Here is a 21,894-nt window from a genome sequence, read left to right as displayed (position 1 = left end):
GTAATTTCACGCTGGCAGCACTGCGCCCAGGCGGCGCGCCAGACCGTCCATGTTTTCGGCCGGCACCTGCGCGTAACCGAGCAGGAAACCGTTCCAGCCTTGCCTTTCTCCCGTCCCTTCGCCCGTGCCATGCGCCGACAACGCCAGCGCCACGATGCCGTCCTGCGCGGCGCGCCGGCTCAGCGCCAGGTCATCCCATGCAGCATCGTGAAAACGCAGCGCCAGGTGCATGCCGGCCGTGCCGCCATGGCGAAATTCGCTGTCGTAATCGTCTTCGATGATCAGGGCGCCGGCCGCGCGGGCGCGTTCGAGCAGCGCCATGCGGCGCGCGGGACTGAGCACGCTGCCCGTCGGATACTGGTGCGACGGCGTGGTGTAGATCAGGCGCGGCGGCGTGTCGCGCCAATCGTCGTCCGTCGGCGCGATGCCATCGATGTCGACGGCAATGCCCGTCACCTGCAGCCCGGCACCACGCCCCGCCGCCAGCGCGCCGCCATAGCCGGGGTGCTCGATCCACAAGGTGTCGCCCTGGTCGGCAAAGGCGCGCAGGCACACATCGAGGCTGCTCTGCGTGCCGTCCGTGATGAACACCTGGCCCGCATCGCAGACGACGCCGCGCGCGGCGCGCAAATGGTCGGCGATGGCCATGCGCAGCTGCGGCTCGCCGGCAGGGTCGCCGTAATTGAGCTGGCGCGGCGTCAGCGCGCGCCATGCGCGGTCCAGCATGCGCCGCCACTGCGCCAGCGGGAATTCGTCGAGCGCCGGCACGCCAGGCGCGAACGCCCCCATCGCGTCGGCGGGAAACACCACTGCCGCGCTGGCATCCTGTCCCGCCACGCCGCGCAAACGTTGTGCGCGGCGCGACAAGCCATCGTTGCTGCCGGCCGCTGGCGCCACCACCGGCTGGGCGACGTTGCCGGCGACCACGGTGCCGCGACGGTCCGGCAAGACAAACCCTTCGCTGGCCAGTTGCTCGTAGGCGTACAGCACGGTATTGCGCGCCAACCCCAGTTCGGCCGCCAGCACTCGTGTGGCGGCCAGCCCCGCTCGCGGTGCATGCGTTCGAACGCGTTCAGCAGCAATGCATAATCCATGCGACTCCCGTTATGGCTTCAAATTATTTCTCACTTCTGGCTCTTTTTTCAGGGCCAGATGCCGATTATAGTGCGGCCTTCCTCTTCAACCAACGGGACTTCCGCCATGACCACTACCACCCTGCCCCCCAGCCCCCGTACCCGCGTGCGCCGCGTCGCCGAACTGGCCAGCTACGAGCAAGCCACCTTGCACGCGATCCTCGATGCCGCCTACCTGTGCCATATCGCCTTCCACGACGAGCACGGAAACCATTGCATCCCGACCGCCTGCTGGCGCATCGATGGCCACCTGTACATCCATGGCTCGAACGGCAGCCGCATGCTCAAGCTCCTGCAAGACAGCGACGTGTGCGTGACGGTCACCCATCTCGACGGCCTGGTGCTGGCGCGCTCGGCCTTCAACCACACGATGAACTACCGCTCGGCGATGGTGTACGGGCGGTTTGAGAAAGTGAGCGACATCGGCCAGCAGCATGCGGCCATGGATGCGCTGATGGAAAAGCTGGTGCCGGGCCGTCTGGCGCACGTGCGCGGCGGCAACGCCAAGGAATACGCGGCCACCACCGTGCTGCGCATCGCACTCGACGAATACGCCGTCAAGCAGCGCAAGGGCGGTCCGATCGACGATGCGGACGACATGGCGCATGCCGTCTGGACGGGCGAACTGCCGTTGACGCACGGCCGTGGCGCGGCCATCGCCGATGCGCTCAACAACTGCGACATGCCCGCGTATGCCGCCGCATGGGGTATGGAATCCGCTTGACCGGCCAGCGTGCTTGCCCGATGATCGGCGTTGATGGCGATCGCCACCAATCGACCCACTCATGAATGGAGCAGATGATGATGAAGCGAGTATCCCTGGCCGCGGCCCTGACGGTCATGCTGGCCTGTGGCGGCAGCGGCGCAGTGCTGGCCGCCGATACGGGCGACGCGGCCCTGAAGGCGGCCATCGCCGGCAGTGCGCGCACGCCGGCCAACGCGCTGCGCGACAGCGCCCGCCACCCGTATGAAACGCTGACGTTCTTCGGCATCAAGCCGACGATGACGGTGGTGGAACTGGCGCCCGGCGGCGGCTGGTACACGGAAATCCTGGCGCCCTACCTGCGCGACCACGGCAAGCTGATCGCCGCCGGCAACGATCCCCAATCCGCCAGTGAAGGCGCACGCCGTGGCGCGGCGCGCTTCCAGCAAAAACTCGACGCCAATCCGGCCGCTTTCGGCAAGGTGGAACTCGGCGCCTTCGCACCACCGACCACCTACCGCATCGCGCCCAAGGGCACGGCCGACATGGTGCTCACCTTCCGCAATATCCACAACTGGATACCGATCGGCGAGGCGGGCATGCAGACCTTGTTCAAGGAAGTGTATGACAGCCTGAAACCGGGCGGCGTGTTCGGCGTCGTCGAGCACCGCCTGCCGACCAGCAAGGCGCAAGATGCCACGGCAAGCAGCGGTTACATGCACGAAGCGTATGTGATCAAGCTGGCGGAAAACGCGGGCTTCAAGCTGGCGGCGAAGTCGGACATCAACGCCAATCCGAAAGACCATGCCGACCACCAGGGCGGCGTGTGGGCGTTGCCGCCCACCTATGCCAACAAGGACGTCGACCGCGCCAAATACACGGCCATCGGCGAGAGCGACCGCATGACCCTGAAGTTCGTCAAGTAGGTCGGCTTAACGTGAAACAACCGTAGTGATGGCAAAGACTGCCCCCTCGCCAGCAATATATTGCAGCGATGCAAGAAAGTGATAGTGTAATTCTCGTCATCTTGCCAAGCGTCACCCCTGACGCCTCTAACTCGACCGGCGGGAATTACATGTTTCATTATATGGGGTGGAGGAAAATCCGCCATGACCGTTAGCGCGGCAACGCCGCGCGTAATCCGACAACATCGTTGGCGCCGGTGATGGCGTCGGCGGTGATGGCGTCGGGTTACGCGCTGCGCGCTAACCCGACCTACCGCTTTATTTCTTCGCTTCCTTCGGTTTCACCGGCACCAGGCTCAGGTCCTGGAAGTCGTAGCTGAAATCCGTCTCGGCCGACACGGGCGCCATTTTTACCCTGTCGATGCTGCCATCGGGATTGAGCGAAAACGTCACATACGCGTCGGCGTTGAAATTGCGCTCTTTCCAGCGCACGATGAAGGTATCGTGCTGCCAGTGTTCCAGCTCGCCCGTCAGGTCCGGCGTGCGCGTGAAGCTGAGAATATGCTTTTTCCCTTCCGGCTTGATGACGACCTTGCCGTACCAGGCATCTTCATACTCGCCGTCGTACGCGGCCAGCGGCAGCGACGGCTGCGATTTCGCCGCGCGCGCGCTCGACGCCTTGCCCTGCTTTTTCACTTCCTCGGCATGCTGGTCCTGCTCTACCTTGGCCACCAGCGCCAGCCAGTCCGACGGCGCCGCCTGCAGGTAATGGTCGAGGATGCGCCATTGCAGCGCCGTCATGGAACCGCCATTTTCCGCATTGGTGAGGATGGCCACGCCCAGTTTCGCTTCCGGCACCATCACCACGCGCGAATAAAAGCCCTGCAGCGCGCCGCCGTGCATGGCCACTTTCATGCCCTTGTAGTCGCGCAGCTGGAAGCCCAGACCATACGCGCTGAAGTTCGGTTTTGTGGCGGCCAGCGCCGGCTTCGGCTCGGCAATCTTGATCGGTGTTTGCGCCGTCCACATTTCGCGGCCCTGCTTTTCGCTGAACAGGCGCGCGTCCTTGCCATCCCTGTCCTGCACGCCGGCGATCTTGCCGCCGTCGAGCAGCACCATCATCCACTTGGCGATGTCTTCCGCATTCGTGTTGATGCCGACTGCACCCACGGCGTTCGGCACGGGCATCGATTTGACGGCGGCGATCTTGCCGTCGATCTTGCTGTGCGCACTGGCGACGTCGGGCTTGCCCGCATTTTCAGCCAGGCTGGTGGTGGTGCCCGTCATGCCCAGCGGCGCCAGGATGCGCTCATGCATCGCCTCGCCCCAGCTCTTGCCCGCCTTGTCGGCGATGATCTTGCCGGCCACGATGTACAGCAGGTTATCGTAGGCATAGCTGTTGCGAAAACTCGTGGCCGGACGGATGTAGCGCAGCTTCTCGATGATTTCGTCGGTGGAAAACGTCGTCGTCGGCCACCACAGCAAGTCGCCCGCACCCAGCCCCAGGCCGCTGCGGTGCGTCAGCAGGTCGCGGATGGTCATGGCGCCCGTCACGTAGGAATCGTGCATCTGGAAGCCGGGCAGGTGTTTGGTGACGGGATCGTCCCAGGCCAGCTTGCCTTCGTCGACCAGCATGGCCAGCGCGGCGGCCGTGAAGCCTTTCGAGTTCGATGCCACTTCAAACAGGGTCTGCGCGTCGACGGCGGCCGGTTCGCCCAGCTTGCGCACGCCAAAGCCTTTGGCGGTGATGACTTTGCCATCCTTGACGATGGCGATCGCCATGCCGGGCACGTCGAACACTTTCAGGGCGGTGGCGACGTCGCGCTCAAGATCGAAGGCGGGCGCGGATGCGGGTGTGGGTGCGGCGGCAACGACGGGGGCCGCGTCAACAGCCAGCGCCGGCACGGCGATGCTGGAAAACGCCAGCACGATGGCGGCGGCAAGACGGTTCATGGTATGCATGGTCAGGATATCCAGGGAAGGTTCAATGCGCTTGCGCGGCCATCAATTTATCGACGCTTTCCTGCGTCACCGGGTGGTAGCGTTCGCGCGCTTTCGCATACACGTCCTTGGCCCAGGCATGGCCTTGCGGCGTCTTCATCAAGGCGCTGTACAGGGGCACGACGAACTTCTGGCGGCCCACGCTCATCAGGAACGTCTGCAAGGGCTGGTGCACGTCGTAGCCGGCGTTCACGGCGGCCAGGTAGAAGCGGTACGCCACTTCATTGTTGCCGCTCTTGCCCACGCCGTAGGCCTGGTCCAGTTCGCGCAATTGCGCCGCGCTGGCCTTGTTGTTGATGTCGTTCAGGAAGTGCATCGACTCGATGGCGATCCACTTGTCCATGCCCAGGTCTTTCGTCGCCAGTTCGCCCTTTAGCCAGGCGTCGCGGTGCTGGTCGAGCAGCGCCAGGCGCGGCGAGACGACGCGCTGCGCGCTGGCCGGCACTCCCGTGCCATACAGCCACTCATCGAGTTCCGCTTCCGGCATCACGTCCGGATGCTGCGCCAGCAGGTTTTTGCGCAGGTAAGCGACGAACTGCTCCGTCGTCACGCTCTGGAACGCGTGCTGGTCGAACCAGCCGCGCAGGAAGGGATCGAACACGGCGCGGCCGGCGCGGCGCTCCATGGTGGCCAGGAACCAGGCGCCCTTCGGGTAGATGATGCCGTCGTCCGTGTACGTTTCGGCCGGGTTGGCGTCCGCATCGCGCGTGATCAGCGCCGTTTTCGCGGCCGGCAGTTCGCGGATCGAGGCGGCCAGTTCTTCCTGGTCGACCTGCACGCCCATCTGCGCCACGTCGCTGCCATACAGCTGCTCGACGATGCGCGTGGTGACGTAGGTGGTGAAGCCTTCGTTGAGCCACATGTGCTTCCACGAGGCGTTGGTGACCAGGTTGCCCGACCACGAGTGAGCCAGTTCATGCGCGATCAGGTCGACCAGGCTGCGGTCGCCCGCGATCATGGTCGGCGTGAGGAAGGTCAGGCGCGGGTTTTCCATCCCGCCGTAGGGGAACGATGGCGGCAGCACGATCATGTCGTAACGCCCCCATCCATACGGGCCGTACAGCGCTTCGGCTGCCTGGATCATCTTTTCCGTGTCGGCCAGCTCGTATTCGGCCGCCTTGATGCGCGGCGGTTCCGCATACACGGCGGAACGGGGACCGAGTGTACGCACTTCCAGTTCGCCGATGGCGATGGCCAGCAGGTACGATGGAATCGGCTGCGGCATCCTGAATTTCCAGCCGCCCTTGCCCGTCGCCTTTTCGTCATTCTCGGCGCTCATCACCACGCGCATGCCCGCTGGCGCATCGATGCGCGCGCTATACGTAAAGCGCACGGCCGGCGTATCTTGCGACGGCACCCACGAGCGGGCGTTGATGCTTTGCGACTGGCTGAACATGAAAGGCAGCTTGCCCGACATGGTCTGCTGCGGCGTGAGCCACTGCAGCGCGATGGCGTTCGGCGCCGTGTGATAGTAGACGCGCACTTTGCCCGGCTGTCCCGTGGTGGTGATGCGCAGCGCCTGGCCTTTTTCCGGGTCGGCCTTGTCCAGCTGGTACGGCGCCATCTGCCATGCGCCGCGCTTGTCCTGTACCTGCACCTTGGCGATCGACAAATCGCGCGTATCGAGCACCAGGGTGCGCGCCGCCGGGTCGATCCAGTTCAAGGACAGCTCGGCATAGCCGGAGAGGGTCTTTTGCTTGAAGTCCGCTTTCAGGTCCAGCTGCAGGTCACGCGTGCGCACCTGGTCGTAGCGCGCATAGCTGAGGGGATCGGCGTGCGCGGCCAGGGTCACCTGGCAAAGTAGCGCACAGCCCAGCGCGCGCAGGAAGGTCAAAGTTTGCATGGTCGTCTTTTGAATGATTTGCGAAAGCCCCGGTCCGTGTACGCCGGGGCGTCGCGCAGAATAGCACTTCCGGCGCAGGCCGGCAGAAAAAAGCGCCGACACCATGCGCGACCACATGGTAAGCGCAATTGCATAAATATATAAAATATTGTATATTTAAACCATGAACGGCGCCAAACCAGTGATGTTCAGGGGCAGCTCGCTTCAGGATCTGCGCGGCTTCCCGCAGCCTGCAAAAAATGAGGCAGGCTATCAGCTGCATCAGATCCAGCATGGGCAAGAAGCTGATGACTGGAAACCCATGGCAACGGTTGGGCCTGGCGTCAATGAAATCCGCATTCACGATGCAAACGGCGCCTTTCGCGTCATGTACGTCGCTAAATTTTCAGACGTGATTTATGTCTTGCACTGCTTTCAGAAAAAGTCCCAGCGGACCAGCCAACGGGACCTGCACCTGGCGCAAACACGCTACAAGGATTTACTCAAGGACCTCCGCTTATGACCCAGGAAAAATTCGCCAGCATCTGGGATGCCATCGCCGATACGCCCGATGCCGGCGCCAATCTGCATGTGCGAGCCGAACTGATGATGGCCTTGAAAAACCATATCTCCCGTACCGGCCTGACCCAGGTCGAAGCAGCCAGGGTTTTCGGCGTGACCCAGCCGCGCATCTCGGACTTGTTGCGCGGTAAGATCAACCTGTTTTCGATCGATACCCTGGTCAACATGGCTGCGGCAGCAGGCATGCGTGTCGCCCTGCAACTGGAGCAAGCGGCCTGACTGCCGTATCGTCTATTTGGCCTCTGCCGCCTTCAGCGGCGTATTAACATCCTTCATCAGGTTGTTCTTGTCGCGATCGAGCTTGAACAGTTCCAGGCGCGATGGCGTGATTTTTCTCGGCCAGCTATTGTTGCTCGTATCGATGTCGGCCGTCTCCCAGTACGGGTCTTGCACCAGCCCCACCATCGGTTCGTCCGTGACGATCACCTTGCTGATCTTGTGCGGCGCATAGCGCCACACTTCGGCCGGCACGCGTTCGATGATCTTCTTGCCGCTTTTCAGTTCGATTTCCAGGATCAAGGGCATCACCAGGCCGCCGAGATTCGAAAAATCGACCAGGTACAAGTGCTTGCCCATGTTGCGCTGTTCCAGCAGCTTGCGCTCCCACGGCTCCAGCCCTTCCTGCTCTTCCGCATAGCTGTTGCGGTCCTTGTTGGTGACCGTGAAGTCATCGTGCCGGTTATAGAAATCCTTCAGCGCGGGATCGATGTCGACCTTCTTCGGCAGTGCCTTGTTGCGCTGGTCCGAGATCGAGATCGGCTGCGCGTCCTTCTGCGCTTTCTTCCACGCTTTCTCGACTTCCGGATTCTTCGTGCTCACGCCATATTCGCTGATGCCGTCGATGCTGATGTCGACCGCGTCGGTGGTATAGAACCAGCCGCGCCAGAACCAGTCCAGGTCCGTGCCGGAAGCATCTTCCATGCTGCGGAAAAAGTCGGCCGGCGTCGGGCGCTTGAACTTCCAGCGCAAGGCGTACTGCTTGAAGGCGAAGTCGAACAGTTCCCGCCCGAGGATGGTCTCGCGCAGGATGTTAAGCGCCGTGGCCGGCTTGTCGTAGGCGTTCGCCGTAAACTGCAGCAGGGACTCGGAATTGGTCATGATGGGCACCTGGTTCTGGCTGCGCATGTAGTCGACGATCTTGCGCGGCTCGCCATTCCAGGACGGGAAATGCTCTTCCCACGCCTGCTCGGCCAGGTACTGCAGGAAGGAATTGAGGCCCTCGTCCATCCACGTCCACTGGCGCTCGTCCGAGTTGACGATCATGGGAAAATAATTGTGGCCCACTTCATGGATGATCACGCTGATCAGGTCATATTTTGCCGTCTTCGAATAGGTCAGCACACCCGTCTTCTTGTCCTTCACGGGGCGCCCGCCATTGAACGCAATCATCGGGTACTCCATGCCGCCCACGGCGCCGTTGACGGAAATCGCGTTCGGATACGGATAGTCGAAACTGTATTTGTTGTACTGCTCGATCGCGTGCACGACGGCGCGCGTGCTGTACTGCTGCCACAGCGGATTGCCCTCGTTCGGGTAATACGACATGGCCATCACGCGCTTGCCGCCGCTGTCCAGCCCCTGCGCATCCCAGATGAACTTTCGGCTCGACGCCCATGCCACGTCGCGCACATTGGCCGCCTTGAAGTGCCAGGTTTTCATGCCCGCCGCGCGGCCCTTTTCCGCCGCCAGCGCCTCCTGCGGCGTGATCACCAGCAGCGGCGTATTGCTGTTTTTCGCGCGCGCCAGGCGTTCGCGCTGCGCCGCGCTCAGCACGGCGGCAGGATTTTGCAGCTCGCCCGTGGCGGCCACCACGTGGTCGGACGGCACCGTCAGATACAGCTCATAGTCGCCAAACTCCAAGGTGAATTCGCCGGAGCCGAGGAACTGCTTGTGCTGCCAGCCGGCGGCGTCGTAATACGCGGCCATGCGCGGGAACCACTGGGCGATCTGGAAGATCGTGTTCTTGTCGTCTTCAAAATATTCGTAGCCGGAGCGCTCGACCAGTACCTTCTGGTCATTGATCTGATACGACCAGTCGATATTGAACGTGATGCTCTGGCCGGGCGCCAGCGCCGCCGGCAAATCGATGCGCAGCATGGTCTGGTTAACCACATGCGGCAACGGCTTGCCGCTGGCCGCTTTCACGGCGGTGAGCTTGAAGCCGCCGTCGAATTCGCGGCCCGCGTGGATGGCGCGCAAGTCCTCGAACTTCAGCGCTTCGTCTTCGCTGCCACTGAGCCAGGCCTGGCGCGAGGGCGCGCTCAGTACGCGGCGCTGGTCGGCATCCTGGCGCAAGCCATTCTGATCCAGCTGCAGCCACAAGTACGCCAGGCTGTCGGGCGAGCGGTTGTGGTAGGTGATCTGTTCGCTGGCCGTGATGGCGCGGCGTTCCTCATCGAGCGTGGCACGGATCACGTAATCGGCGCGCTGCTGCCAGTAGGCGTGGCCCGGTGCGCCGGACGCCGTGCGGTAGCTGTTCGGCGTGGGCAGCAGTTCTTCCAGCTGGCGGAACTTGTCATCGAAGGGCGCCGCGGCGCACAGGCCGGGCAAGGGAGCAAACAGGGTCAAACACAAGGCAAGCAAGCGGGCAAGGACCGGCATGGCGCATTCCATCTGGGAGTCGTGGACAGAACTGCATTCTAAGTCGAGTCTGTTTGCAATCGCTCATTGTTGTCGAAGTCCCACACGCAATGCCGTTCCCCGCCCCGGCGCTACTGGCGCCGGCGCGGGCATTGGCGTATGATGCGCCTCGAACATTGGGGAGTAGTCGTCTTGCGGTCCTGCCGCGGGAACCTGTATCAACATGATTGGCCCGCAGGCCATGGTGCAGGTGGTTGAAAAACTTGACGAGACCATTGATCCAGGGCGGCCGCATGGGCCGGAGTCGCCCGTGGATCATTGGTTAATTCGTCCGGCCCGCGTACCTCTTGCAATCTCATGGAAGCATTCCTCATCTCCACCGGCATAGTCGGTCTCGCTGAAATCGGCGACAAAACCCAACTCCTGGCCTTTCTGCTGGCCGCCAAATTCCGCAAGCCTTTGCCCATCGTGCTGGCCATTTTCGTCGCCACCATCGCCAACCACGCGTTCGCCGCCGCCGTCGGTGCCTGGATCACCAGCATGCTGGGGCCGGACGTGCTGCGCTGGGTGCTGGGCGTATCGTTCCTCGCCATGGCCGCCTGGACCCTGATCCCCGACAAGCTCGACGAAGACGAGACCAAGCTGGCCAAATACGGCGTCTTCCTGACCACCCTGATCGCCTTCTTCATGGCGGAAATGGGAGATAAAACGCAGGTGGCGACCGTGGCGCTGGCAGCACGCTACCACGACATTGTTTCGGTCGTGCTGGGCACCACCTTCGGCATGATGCTGGCCAACGTGCCGGCCGTCTACCTGGGCGACAAGATCGCCAACCGCGTGTCGCTGCGACTGGTGCACGGCATCGCGGCGCTGGTCTTTGCCGTGCTGGGCGTGGCGACCCTGCTCGGCGCGGGCGCGGCCCTGGGCTTCTGACCAATGTCGGCAACATGCATACCGGCGCGCCGATCCTGAACGGTCGGCGCGCTTTCTTGAGACGTGGGCAAGACTACACCAGCAATAGCACCGCATACTCGCGGCCCTCGTCGCGCAGGGCGATGCTGTTGCCCTGCTGCGCCACGCCATCGAGCGACAGTCCTGCGGGACGCCCCTGTGCCTTTGCCACCGTGATGGCATAGCTGCTGGCGCCGAAGCGGTAATGCAGCTTGAAGCTGTCCCACTCGGCCGGCATGGTGGGCGCCATGCGCAGCACGTTCGCTTCGCGCGTCAAACCGAGCAGCGATTCGACGATCAGCCGGTACAGCCAGCCCGACGATCCCGTGTACCAGCTCCAGCCGCCGCGTCCCACATGCGGCGCGACGGCATACACGTCGGCCGTCACCACGTACGGTTCCACCTTGTAGCGTTGCACCGCCTGCGCGTCAGCGCCATGGCGCACGGGACTGATCATGCGCAGCAGTTCCCACGCCTTTTCGCCATCGCCCATGCGGGCAAACGCCATCGCCGTCCAGATGGCCGCATGCGTGTACTGGCCGCCGTTCTCGCGCACGCCCGGCACGTAGCCACGGATGTAGCCGGGATTGAGGTCGGCCTTGTCGAACGGTGGATCGAGCAGCTGGATCACGCCGGAATCACGGCGCACCAGGCGCGCATCGACCTGGCGCATGGCGCCGGCCACGCGCTCCTGGTTGGCGGCGCCCGACAGCACGCCCCAGCTTTGCGAAATCGAATCGATCTGGCATTCCTCGTTCGTGTGCGATCCCAATGGCGTGCCGTCGTCGAAATAGGCGCGCCGGTACCACTGGCCATCCCACGCATGTTCCTCGACGTTGGCGGCCAATCTCACGGCTTCGTCGCGGCAGAACTGGGCAAACGCGGCATCGCCGCGCAGCACGGCCACTTCGGCGAAGCGCTGCAGCACTTCATACAGGAAGAAGGCCAGCCACACGCTCTCGCCCTTGCCATGTTCGCCCACCTTGTCCATGCCGTCGTTCCAGTCGCAGGAACCGATCAACGGCAAACCGTGCACGCCCAGGCGCAGGCCATGGCGGATGGCGCGCACGCAGTGTTCGTACAGGTCGGCCGATTCGCCTGAGCGTACGGGCAAGTCATAGTAGGAATCCTCTTCCGGCTTGACGGCGCGCCCCTCGATGAAGGGCGCCACTTCGGACAGCACGTTGACGTCGCCCGTGGCGATCACATAGCGGCAGGCGGCCAGCGGCAGCCACAGGTAATCGTCGGAGCAGTGCGTGCGCACGCCGCGGTCCGATGGCGGATGCCACCAGTGCTGCACGTCGCCTTCGACAAACTGGTGCGCCGCGCACAGCAGCAAGTGCTTGCGCAGCAGCTGCGGCGCCGTGTGTATCATCGCCATCGCGTCTTGCAGCTGGTCGCGGAAACCGTAGGCGCCGCCCGACTGGTAATAGCCGCTGCGCGCCCACAAACGGCAGGCGATGGTCTGGTACATCAGCCAGCCATTGGCGATCACGTCGAGCGACGGATCGGGCGTTTCGATGCGCACGGCGCCCAGCGTGCTGTCCCAGTGCGCGCGCACGGCGTCAAGTGCCATGCGAGCCGCTTCCTTGCCCGCATGGCGCTGCACCATGGTGCTGGCGTCGGCATTGCGGCGCCCGCCCACGCCGAGGATGAAGACGATGTCGCGCTCCTGTCCCGGCTGCAGCTCGAACGGCACCTGGATGGCGGCGCACTGGTCCAGCCCCGTGCCCGCCTTGCCGGACAGGCGCACGCGGCGCAGCGCCGCCGGCTGCGCCAGGCTGCCGTTGCGGCCGATGAATTCATTGCGGTCGCAGGTAATCGAACGGATGCTCGCGTCGGTATTGAAGAAGCCGACGCGGCCCGAAAACTCCGTGTTGTAGTTATTGCGCGCAAACAGGGCGCCGCTGATCGTGTCGACTTCGGTGGCCACGTGCATGCCGGACTTGGCGCGCAAGTCGGCCATCACCCATTCCACATAGCCGGTAACGGACAGCCGGCGCGGCACGCCGCTGTCGTTGCGCACCTTGATGACGGAATATTTGACGGCCGCGTCCAGCGCCACATAGGTGCACAGTTCCGTGGCGATGCCGCCCTCGCTGTGCTCGAACACGCTGTAGCCGAAGCCGTGGCGCGTCACGTAGTCGCCGCTGCCGCGCGCGGGCAAGGATGAGGGCGACCAGAACTGGCCAGTCTGCTCGTCGCGCACATAAAACGCTTCGCCCGACAGGTCAGAGACGGGGTCGTTCTGCCATGGCGTGAGGCGGAATTCATGCGCATTCTCGCTCCACGTGTACGCCTGCCCCGCTTCGGACACCACCGTGCCGAATTGCGCATTGGCCAGCACGTTCGACCACGGTGCCGGCGTCTGCTTGCCTTCTGCCGTGGTGATCACGTATTCGCGGCCGTCGGGCGTGAAACCACCGAGGCCATTTTCCAGGATCAGCTCGCGCTTGGGCGCCCGGTGCGGCACGCCGCCCTGTTCGCGGGCCGGGTCTTGCAGCAGCGGCGGCATGCGCAGCACGGGGCTCGGTGGACGCTTGACCTGCTCGGCCAGGGTGCCGCGCAAGTCGCTGATGATGGCGCGCGCCACCGATTGCAGCAAGATGCGGTCTTCGTTGGCGATCTGCTCGGCCAGGCGCACGAAGATGCCGCCCGGGCGGTCGATCGCCTGCGCATCGATGCCCGAGGCGATCAGGCCCATGATCTGGTCGTGCAGCAGCTGGCGGTAGCCCGACTGTTCTTCATACCAGATCACCAGGTCGACGATCAATCCTTTCAGGCGCCAGTAGGCATGCGCCTGCACCATCTGGCGCGCCAGTTCGATATTGGCCGCGTCGCGTATCTGCAGCAGCACGATGGGCAAGTCGCCGGAAATGGCATACGCCCACAGGCCGGACTGGCCGCGCTGGTTCTTGATCAGGATGCCGGCTTCCGCACGCAAGGCCGCATTCGGATAGATCACGGCATTGGCCAGGCGCGCATACAGCTGCGCGTCCGCTTCGCTCGCATTCAACTGGCGCAGCACCACCTGGCTGTGCGTCCAGGCCAGTTCGAACACGCGGTCGGCCAGATGGCGGTCCTGGTATTTGTCGATCAGGTGCAGCGCCGCTTCGCGCTGCTCCACCATGCCGGTCACGCTGTCGACCGTCACTGCTTGGTCGGGTTCGAGCGTGATGACGTAGCGGATGGCCACGATGGGGTCGAGCACGGAACCGTGGCCGCCACTGAGCGGCCCACTTTCCTGCAGCGCCTGCGGAAGCTGCGCCGTGTTGCCGCGGCCGATGAAGCGCGCGCGGTCCGTCTCGAACGACACTTCGTAGCGCTCGATATCATGCACGGTCATTACATGCAATAGCCACGGCATCTGCTCGTCTTTCGAGCGGGGCCGGCGCGTGCATAAAATCGCCTTTTCATGCGCGAGGATTTCCGTCTGCACGAACAGCTTGCTGAACGCGGGATGGGCCGCGTCGGCCGCCGCCGGCGCCATCACCACTTCGGCAAAGCTGGTGATTTCGATGCGCCGCTGGCGGTTCGAATTATTGCTGATGCGCGTACGGCGGATTTCAATGTCATCCTCGGGCGAGACGACGATTTCCGTGTACAGGTCGAGGCCATGGTCGGCACGGCGGAACTCGGCCCGCCCTTCGGAAAAAATCACTTCGTATTTCTTCGGTTCGGCCAGGGTGGGCTGATACATGGTGGACCAGACTGCACCGTCATCGAGGTCGCGCAGGTAGCAGAAATTGCCCCAGTTGTCGCGCGTGCTGTCTTCGCGCCAGCGCGTCACGGACAGGTCTTTCCAGCGGCTGTAGCTGCCGCCCGCATTGCTCACCATGACGTGGTAGCGGCCATTCGACAGCAGCTGCGTTTCCGGCACGGCGCTGTTGGCCTGCGTGAGGATGCGCATCGGCATGGCCTGCTCGGGCGCGCCGCTGCGCAGCACCGCCAGTTCGGCCGTGTTCGAGTAAAACGCGCCCGCCTGCGGCGTGCGTTCCTGCAGCACCAGCAAGGCCGATTGCAGCAGCGGATCGGACTCGAAGCGGCGCTGCATCGGACGGTCGTGCAGCAAATAGCTGAGGGCCAGAAAGCCCATGCCCTGGTGGTGCACCATGAAGGAGCGGATGACGGCGCTGGTCTGGCCGCGCGGCAAGCGCGCCGTGGTGAAATCGATCGCTTCAAAAAAGCCGTAGCGGCCCATGTAGCCAGCCGCCTGCATGCGCTGCAGGTTCTGGCACGACGCTTCCGGCTGCACCATCAGGCCCATCATGCTGGCATATGGCGCCACCACCAGGTCGTCTGCCAGGCCCCGTTTCAGGCCCAGGCCCGGCACGCCAAAGGCGCGGTACTGATAGTTCAAACTGGCGTCGACCGTGTTGTAGCCGGACTCGGAAATCCCCCACGGCACATCGCGCTGGCGCCCGTAATCGATCTGCGCCTCGATGACGGAATGGTAGGTCTGGTCAAGCAGGGTATTCGGGTAGTTCGGCATCACCAGCAGTGGCATCAGGTACTCGAACATCGAGCCGCTCCACGACAGCAGCACGGGCTGGCCTGCCACCATGCACAGCTGGCGGCCCAGGGCGAACCAGTGCTCCTGCGGCAGCTGGCCCTGGGCGATGGCGATGAAGCTGGCCAGGCGCACTTCGGAAGCCAATAAATCGTAGTAGCTGGGGTCGAGGCGCCGTTCGCTGACGTTGTAGCCGATGGCCAGCAGTTTTGTCGCCGGGTTGTACAGGAAGCCGTATTCGATCTGCGCAAAATCGCGCGCCTGGCCCGCCGCATGGGCGATGTCGCGCATGTAACGGCCCGCCTGATCGCGGCCCTGCGCCAGCAGCGCCGCCAGTTCGGGCGGCGTGCCTTCCGGCGTTTCCAGATTGGCCAGTGCGCGCAGGGTCGGCACGCGCATCAGCGCCGCATCCGTCCCCGCGTGCCCCGCCCATGGCGCCAGTTGCAGCAATTCGGCCAGCGCCGCGCGGCACTGGCGCGCCAAGGCTCCCGCCCACATGGACAGGTCGCCATCCTCGCTTTGCAAGGTCAGCGACAGCAGCGCGTCGGCCGCACCATTCGCGGCGGCGAGATAAGCATGCCATTCTGGCAGGCTGGCTGGCACGGCCGGCATCTGCAGCAGCGCCAGCGATGCGCGCACCGCCTTGCCTTCGCCTTCGGCGGCGATGAATTCCTGCAGCACCTGCGCCGTCGTGCGGATGCCTTGCACCACCTGCGCGCCGATGATCGGCGCGTCGTACAGTTCCACCAGTCCCGGCTGCAAGGTCAGCAGATGGCCGGCCAGGTTGCCGCTGTCGACCGTCGAGATGTACATCGGCTGCAGCGCCTTGAGCGTTTGCGTGTCGTACCAGTTATAAAAATGGCCCTGGAAGCGTTCCAGCTCGCCCATGCTGTGCAAGGTGGCGCGGCTGCGCTCGATCAGCTGGCCCAGGGTGATGTAGCCGAAATCGTAGGCCGTCAGGTTGGCCAGCAGGGCCAGGCCGATATTCGTCGGCGAGGTGCGGTGCGCCACCACCAGGGTTGGATGCTCCTGCATGTTATCGGGCGGCAGCCAGTGGTCGTCCGGCCCGACGAAGGTATCGAAATACGCCCAGGTCTTGCGCGCCACGCCATGCAGGAAACGTCCCTGCTCGGCCGACAGGCGCGCCACGGCCCGTTCGATGGGGCGGCTGATCCACCAGGCGATGGCGGGCGCGGCCAGCCATAACAGCAGCACCACGGCGGCGGCCGGCAAGGCCTCGGGGCGCCAGTGGAGCAAGGCGCCGAAGGTGGCCAGCGCCAGCGCGGGCGAGCACCACATGGCGCGCCAGCTGTCGGCCTGCGAGCCGGAGGAGCTGTGCAGGTTCGAGGCGCGCCAGTCGAGCAAATGTTTGTGCGACACGCCCAGACGCCACAGGGTGCGGGCGATGGCGTCCAGACTGATCCACGCTTCGTACGGCAGGAAGACGAGGGTCAGCATGGCGTGCGAAAACTGCACGCCGCAGCGCCGCTCGAAGGCGGCCAGATGCTGGCGCCACAGGGTGTCGCGCGGCTTGCGCAGCAGATCGTACAGGGCCGAAAAAACGGGTGGCAGGAAGATGATGGCCAGCACCGCCACGCTCCAGAAAACCACGTGCGGCAAGAAACCCCACACCAGCAGCAGCGATAATGTGGTGGCCGGCGCGACGACGCTGCGGCGCAGGTTGTCGAACAGCTTCCAGCGCGACAGCATCGACAAGGGATTGCGTTCGCGCTTGCCGGCGCGGCCCGGCACACGGCCCAGCAGCCAGCCGACCAGCTGCCAGTCGCCGCGGATCCAGCGCTGGCGCCGGCTTACGTCGGCGTCATAGCGGGCCGGATATTCTTCGTACAGCTGCGAGTCGCTCAAGAGGCCGGCGCGCAGGTAGCAGCCTTCCAATAAGTCATGGCTGAGGATCTTATTGTCGGGCAGGCGCTGGCCCAGCACGCGCTCGAACATGTCGAGATCGTAGATGCCCTTGCCGATGAACGAGCCCTCGTAAAATACGTCCTGGTACAGGTCGGAGACGGTGCGCGTGTAGGGGTCGATGCCCGGCTCGCCGCCGCACAGCAGCTCGTAGCGCGAGGCGTTCGCGCTGGGCAGCGCCACGGCCACGCGCGGCTGCAGGATGCCGTAGCCGGCCACCACGCGCGTGCCGGCCGCGTCCAGCACGGGGCGATTCAGCGGGTGCATCATGGTGGCGATGAATTCGCGTGCCGCGTCGCGCGGCAGCTGCGTATCGGTGTCGAGCGTGATCACGTATTTGATCGTGCGCAGGCCGCGCAACTCGCCTTCCACCAGCGAGAATTTGTCGCGCGCGCCGCCGCGCAGGAAGGCGTGCAGGTCGGACAATTTGCCGCGCTTGCGCTCCTGCCCCATCCACGCATTTTGCTGCGAATTCCACAGGCGCGGACGGTGCAGCAGCAGGAACGGCCCCACGTGGCCCAGCTCTTCGGGGTCGGCCGGGTCGCCGTTTTCCTTGAACTCGACGCCTTCCACGCGGTACTTCTCGTTCAGGGCGCGGATGGTGTCCTGCGCCTGGCGCAGCAGGGCTTCGTCACCGGGCATCGTTTGCGCCTCGGCGTCGACAAAATCGGTCAGCAGGCAAAAGCGCAGGTTCGGATCGCGGTTGGCGAGATAACGCACTTCCAGCGCCTCGCACAGGGCCGCCACGTTGTCCGCGCTGTAGATCAGGGTCGGCACCACGACGATGCCGCGCGCGTCCGATGGAATGCCGGCCTGGTAATCCATGCGCGGCAGCGGATGGGGCGACGTCATCAGGGTCGCCAGCCAGTTCACCACGGCGACAGACAGCTGGCTGCTGCCCAGCAGCGCCAGCGCGCCCAGCGCCGCCAGGGGCCAGCCCTGCACGCCATGGCGCACGGCGCGCTCGAGCAGCAAGGTGCTCGTCGCCAGGGTCAGGAACGAGATGGCCCCAAGGTAGACGGCCAGCGGCGCGGCGCGCGCCGTATGCTGCAGCGCCTCGACAAACGGCAGCCTGGCGCCGGCCTGTTTTTCCAGTACCAGCACGCCGCGCCCCACCAGGTAAAAGCCGATGTGGCCGCGGCGCGCGTCGTTGCCGTTGCCGTGCGTGTGCGCCAGCTGCACCACCATCTCGGCCACCTCCACTTCGCTGCGCGCGCTGCGCCTGGCGATGCGTTCGATGGCGTGGCGGTAGCTGTCGCGCGTGGCGAAATCCATCAAGCCATACGTGCCGGCCGGGTCCAGGCGCAAGGTCTGCTCGACCACGCTCATGGTCTCGACGAATTCCTGCCAATCCATGGTGCCGAGAAAACGCAGGCTGCCGATGCTGTTGGCGATCGACACCTGGTCGGCCGCCTGCTGCCCGATCTCGGACTGGATCTGCTGCTCGATGGTGAGACCCGACTCGGCCAGCTTGTGCGTCAGCCACGACAGGGCCAGGGTCAGCGAGGAACTTTGTCCCTGCAGGCGGCGCGACAGTTCGGCCACGAAGGCGCTGGTCATGGGCGGATTCGAGCGGGCCATGTCGGCCACCAGCAGGATCAAGCCGCTGGGATTGCGCTCGGCGATGTCCGTCATCTGGTCGGCCCAGGTATTGGCCAGGTCGCGCTGCATGCGGTCGTCAGCCACGCGCGCAGCGACGCGGCGCAGGTTCTCGATCAGGGCCAGGCGCAGCATGATGGGTACGGCCCATAACTCGCCCAGGGTCAAGGTGGACACGTCCTGGTAAGCCTCGACGAAGTGGCACAGGTTTTCCAGGTCGACCCTGCCGTCGCCGTGCGAGATGATTTCCAGCGCAATTTTATACACGCGCGGACAGCCCGCATCCGCGCCAGAGCTCAGCCGTGGCAGCTCCTTGCTGTAGTTCTTCGGCAAGTGGCGCCGCGTGGTGCGGATCTGCTCTTCGATCAGATAGAAATTATCGAGCAGCCATTCCGAGGCGGGCGTGACCTGCCGCCCGCTTTTGACGGTCGCCGTCAGCTCGTTGACGGTGGCCGTGATCAGGGCCGCATTGTCGGCCAGGCGCGCCAGCAAGCGGTCGCGGCCATGGTGCTTGCCCACCGCGTGGCCGGCGGCCACGTGCTTGCCGTGGGCGGCCATCTGCATGGCGCTGAATAATTCGGAACGCAGGGGCAGGGCATCGTCGCGCGCGGCGTCGAAGGTGTCCGGTGCAAGGGAATGGTCGCGGAAGATTTCCTTGAATTTGGAAAGCCCTTCCTTGATCTGCTGCGTGACGACTGCGGTGTACTCTTTCAACTTGGGCCTCGCTAGGTGCGCGCAGGCAGCCAGCGGCCACCGTTATGCAGGCCCAGTCTGGAAGAACACGATCGGACACTGGCGAAGACGGAAAGCGAAGCGCCGGAGCGTTGCGACGAATCTCAGGGTATAGGGAGATTTTCTGAACTTCATCGTAGGAGGGCGACGCAGGCAAGACCGTGCGCTAGCGTACATAGCTGACGCATTGGCAGCGTGTCGGCAAAGAAATTTGCGGACGGGACAGCAAAAAATGCCGCTAGGAAACGAATAGCTTGCTCCGTGCCGATGATGACACGGAGCAATATTTCAAGGAGGAAAGTTCAAGATGCTCAGGCCGCGATGGCCAGCGGGTGGCGCGTCGCTTCCGCCATCGCCATGCCGCCGTTCAGCTGCCATGCCGCGCCATGACCGAGGCGGCGCAAACAGGCGCTGGCGCGCGCGCTGCGGTTGCCGCTGCGGCAGAAAAAGACCAGCGGGCATTGAGGCTGCTGCAGCCATGCGGCCACCTGCCCCGCCAGGCGGCTCAGCGGTACGCTGTGCACTGCGCAGCCCTCGAACACGGTGCCGGCGCACGCCGCGTGTTCATACGCTTCGCGCACGTCGACGAGGATGGCGTCGGGATGCTGGCGCAGGAAGGCGGGCAAGCTGGCCGCATCGAGCTGGAGTTCGGCGGACGGCACGCTACCGTCCTGCACGCTGTGCACGGTGCCGCAAATGCTGCCATCATCGCGTGCGCCGCACAGCACGGTGTCCGGCGTCAGCAGCGCCGCCTCCAGCAAGGGCGTCAAGGCGTCGGGCGCCAGGGTGCCGATGAAGGCGAAGCGTTGCCCCAGCAAATACACATGGTTATCACCGCATTCGATGCGGCGCAGCCGCTGCCGGCCCAGCGCCAGCTCACCGTCGATATCGACGTGGCCCACCTGTTCGATGGCGAGTTCCTGCAGCAAGGCCAGGCGCGCCACGCCATGGTCGGCGGGCGCCGTCGTGTGCACGATGGCGCGCAAGGCCAGGTGCTGGCAGCGGATGAAGGCGGCCAGGCGCGGCACGAGCGCGGCGGCGGGATCGATGACGACGCAACTGGCGCTGGCAGCGTCGCTGAGCAGCCAGGTGCACTGGCCATCGACGCTCAACTGAATCACGCCATCCTGCGGCGATGCCGCCAGCGCCGATGGCAACAGGCAACTGCCGCGCAGCGCTTCACCACAGCGCTCGATGCGCGCGCAGGCGGCGGTAATGGTCGCCGCATCGATCAGGGGGCCGAACGACAAACGGATGGCCGAGCTGGCGCGCCATTGGGGCACGTGCATCGCTTCGAGCACATAACTGGGGAGCGCTTTGGCGGCGGAACAGGCGCTGCCCGAGCTGACGCGCACGCGCGCCGCGTCGAACAGGTCGAGCAATTCTTTCGACGACAGGCCCGGCACGGAAAAATTGAGCGTCGTCGACAACGACAAATCGAACGGCATATTGAACACGATGCCAGGGAAAGCGCGTTCCAGGCTGGCCACCAGCTGCGCGCGGAAAGCCGCCAGTTCCGCATCGCTGCGGAAGGTCTTGCCATCGTCGAGCGCGGCCAGCACGGCGCCCAGGGCAGCAATGCCGGCCATGTTTTCCGTGCCCGAGCGCAGGCCCGCTTCCTGGCCGCCGCCCATCATCAACGGGGTAAATGGCGCGCCGGCGCGCACGTACAGCATGCCGATGCCCTTGGGCGCATACAGCTTGTGGCCGGAGAACGGTGCGTAATCGATGCGCGTGGCGGCCAGGTTCAGTTTCAGCTTGCCCAGCGCCTGCACGCAATCGACCATCCAGTAAGCGTCGGCACCGCGTTCCTGCAGCAGTTGCGCGATGGCGGACAAATCGCTGACGACGCCTGTTTCATTATTCGCCGCCATCGTGCACAGCATGGCCGCGTCGCCGATCAGCGCATCGAGCGCCTGCAAATCGTGGCGCCCGTGTGCATCGACGGGCAGCTTACGCACTTCCAGATTCAGGCCCAATAGCCGGTTCCAGTGCGCCAGGCTTTCCGGCACGGCCTTGTGCTCGGTCGCGCCATACAGCAGCAGGCTGCCGATGCGCTTGCCCGCAGCGCGCCGTTCGCGCAGCGCGCACAGGGCCGACAGCACGGCCGTCTGGATGCCTTCAGTAGCACCGCTATTGAACATCAAACGGCCGTCGCCCACGCCCAGCAAGCCGCTGGCGCGCTGGCGCACGCCATCCATCATGGCCTTGGCCTGCAACCCCGTCGCATGGGTGCTGCTGGGATTGCCATAGCCCTGCTCCATCGCTTGCCGGGCGGCGGCAACGGCGGCGGGCAGCACGCACGTGGTGGCATTGCTGTCGAGGTAGATTTCTTTCATGATGGCAGTCTGAGTATTCTATAAAAAGGGCACAGCGCAGAGGGCTGGGACATATGGATAGTCTACCGGCCTGGCCCCGTGAAGATATGCCAAACAATGCTGCAAACAAGGTAA

At 64.5% G+C, this 21,894-nt stretch carries 11 protein-coding genes and 1 riboswitch; of the genes, 5 read left to right on the top strand and 6 right to left on the bottom strand.

Annotated features, from left to right (window positions below; genetic code table 11):
• Positions 1 to 6: 6 nt before the first annotated feature.
• On the bottom strand, positions 7 to 1,026 hold the full coding sequence (locus tag CLU91_RS18280) for an aminotransferase-like domain-containing protein (RefSeq protein ID WP_442906568.1): 1,020 nt from the start codon (positions 1,024 to 1,026) through the stop codon (positions 7 to 9).
• A gap of 174 nt (positions 1,027 to 1,200) precedes the next feature.
• Between CLU91_RS18280 and CLU91_RS18275 the strand changes: the two genes are divergently transcribed.
• Positions 1,201 to 1,857, top strand: coding sequence for a pyridoxamine 5'-phosphate oxidase family protein (locus CLU91_RS18275; RefSeq protein ID WP_100875292.1), 657 nt, complete (start codon positions 1,201 to 1,203; stop codon positions 1,855 to 1,857).
• 77 nt (positions 1,858 to 1,934) lie between these two features.
• Complete coding sequence (locus CLU91_RS18270; RefSeq protein WP_100876799.1) at positions 1,935 to 2,762, top strand: class I SAM-dependent methyltransferase; 828 nt, start codon at positions 1,935 to 1,937, stop codon at positions 2,760 to 2,762.
• Between the two features lie 297 nt (positions 2,763 to 3,059).
• Here CLU91_RS18270 and CLU91_RS18265 read toward each other — a convergent pair whose 3' ends face one another.
• Together CLU91_RS18265 and CLU91_RS18260 are read right to left on the bottom strand one after the other, a co-directional pair.
• Complete coding sequence (locus tag CLU91_RS18265) at positions 3,060 to 4,703, bottom strand: serine hydrolase (RefSeq protein WP_100875291.1); 1,644 nt, start codon at positions 4,701 to 4,703, stop codon at positions 3,060 to 3,062.
• Between the two features lie 22 nt (positions 4,704 to 4,725).
• On the bottom strand, positions 4,726 to 6,585 hold the full coding sequence (locus tag CLU91_RS18260; protein WP_100876798.1) for a M1 family metallopeptidase: 1,860 nt from the start codon (positions 6,583 to 6,585) through the stop codon (positions 4,726 to 4,728).
• A 163-nt stretch (positions 6,586 to 6,748) separates the two neighbouring features.
• On the opposite strand from CLU91_RS18260, the gene CLU91_RS18255 reads away from it, so the two are divergent.
• Together CLU91_RS18255 and CLU91_RS18250 are read left to right on the top strand one after the other, a co-directional pair.
• Positions 6,749 to 7,087, top strand: coding sequence for a type II toxin-antitoxin system RelE/ParE family toxin (locus CLU91_RS18255; RefSeq protein ID WP_100875290.1), 339 nt, complete (start codon positions 6,749 to 6,751; stop codon positions 7,085 to 7,087).
• Entirely contained in the window at positions 7,084 to 7,365 is a 282-nt protein-coding gene (locus tag CLU91_RS18250; RefSeq protein ID WP_100875289.1) for a helix-turn-helix domain-containing protein, read from the top strand. Before CLU91_RS18255 ends, CLU91_RS18250 begins: the two co-directional genes overlap by 4 nt.
• A gap of 12 nt (positions 7,366 to 7,377) precedes the next feature.
• Here the strand turns inward: CLU91_RS18250 and CLU91_RS18245 are convergent, their stop codons facing one another.
• On the bottom strand, positions 7,378 to 9,747 hold the full coding sequence (locus CLU91_RS18245) for a M1 family aminopeptidase (protein ID WP_100875288.1): 2,370 nt from the start codon (positions 9,745 to 9,747) through the stop codon (positions 7,378 to 7,380).
• 145 nt (positions 9,748 to 9,892) lie between these two features.
• A riboswitch (yybP-ykoY riboswitch) is annotated at positions 9,893 to 10,075 on the top strand.
• Positions 10,076 to 10,083: 8 nt separating this feature from the next.
• Between CLU91_RS18245 and CLU91_RS18240 the strand changes: the two genes are divergently transcribed.
• The gene (locus CLU91_RS18240) at positions 10,084 to 10,659 is read left to right on the top strand and encodes a TMEM165/GDT1 family protein (RefSeq protein ID WP_100875287.1); all 576 of its coding nucleotides are present in this window, start codon (positions 10,084 to 10,086) and stop codon (positions 10,657 to 10,659) included.
• A 73-nt stretch (positions 10,660 to 10,732) separates the two neighbouring features.
• On the opposite strand, the gene CLU91_RS18235 is transcribed toward CLU91_RS18240, so the two are convergent.
• Positions 10,733 to 19,360: a GH36-type glycosyl hydrolase domain-containing protein gene (locus CLU91_RS18235; RefSeq protein WP_198521492.1), complete on the bottom strand. Its 8,628-nt coding sequence runs from the start codon at positions 19,358 to 19,360 to the stop codon at positions 10,733 to 10,735.
• Between the two features lie 392 nt (positions 19,361 to 19,752).
• On the bottom strand, positions 19,753 to 21,780 hold the full coding sequence (locus CLU91_RS18230; RefSeq protein ID WP_100875286.1) for an aminotransferase class V-fold PLP-dependent enzyme: 2,028 nt from the start codon (positions 21,778 to 21,780) through the stop codon (positions 19,753 to 19,755).
• Positions 21,781 to 21,894 lie beyond the last annotated feature (114 nt).

It is taken from the genome of Janthinobacterium sp. 64 (assembly GCF_002813325.1).
GTDB lineage: Bacteria > Pseudomonadota > Gammaproteobacteria > Burkholderiales > Burkholderiaceae_D > Janthinobacterium.
This window is presented reverse-complemented; position numbering and strand designations above follow the sequence as displayed.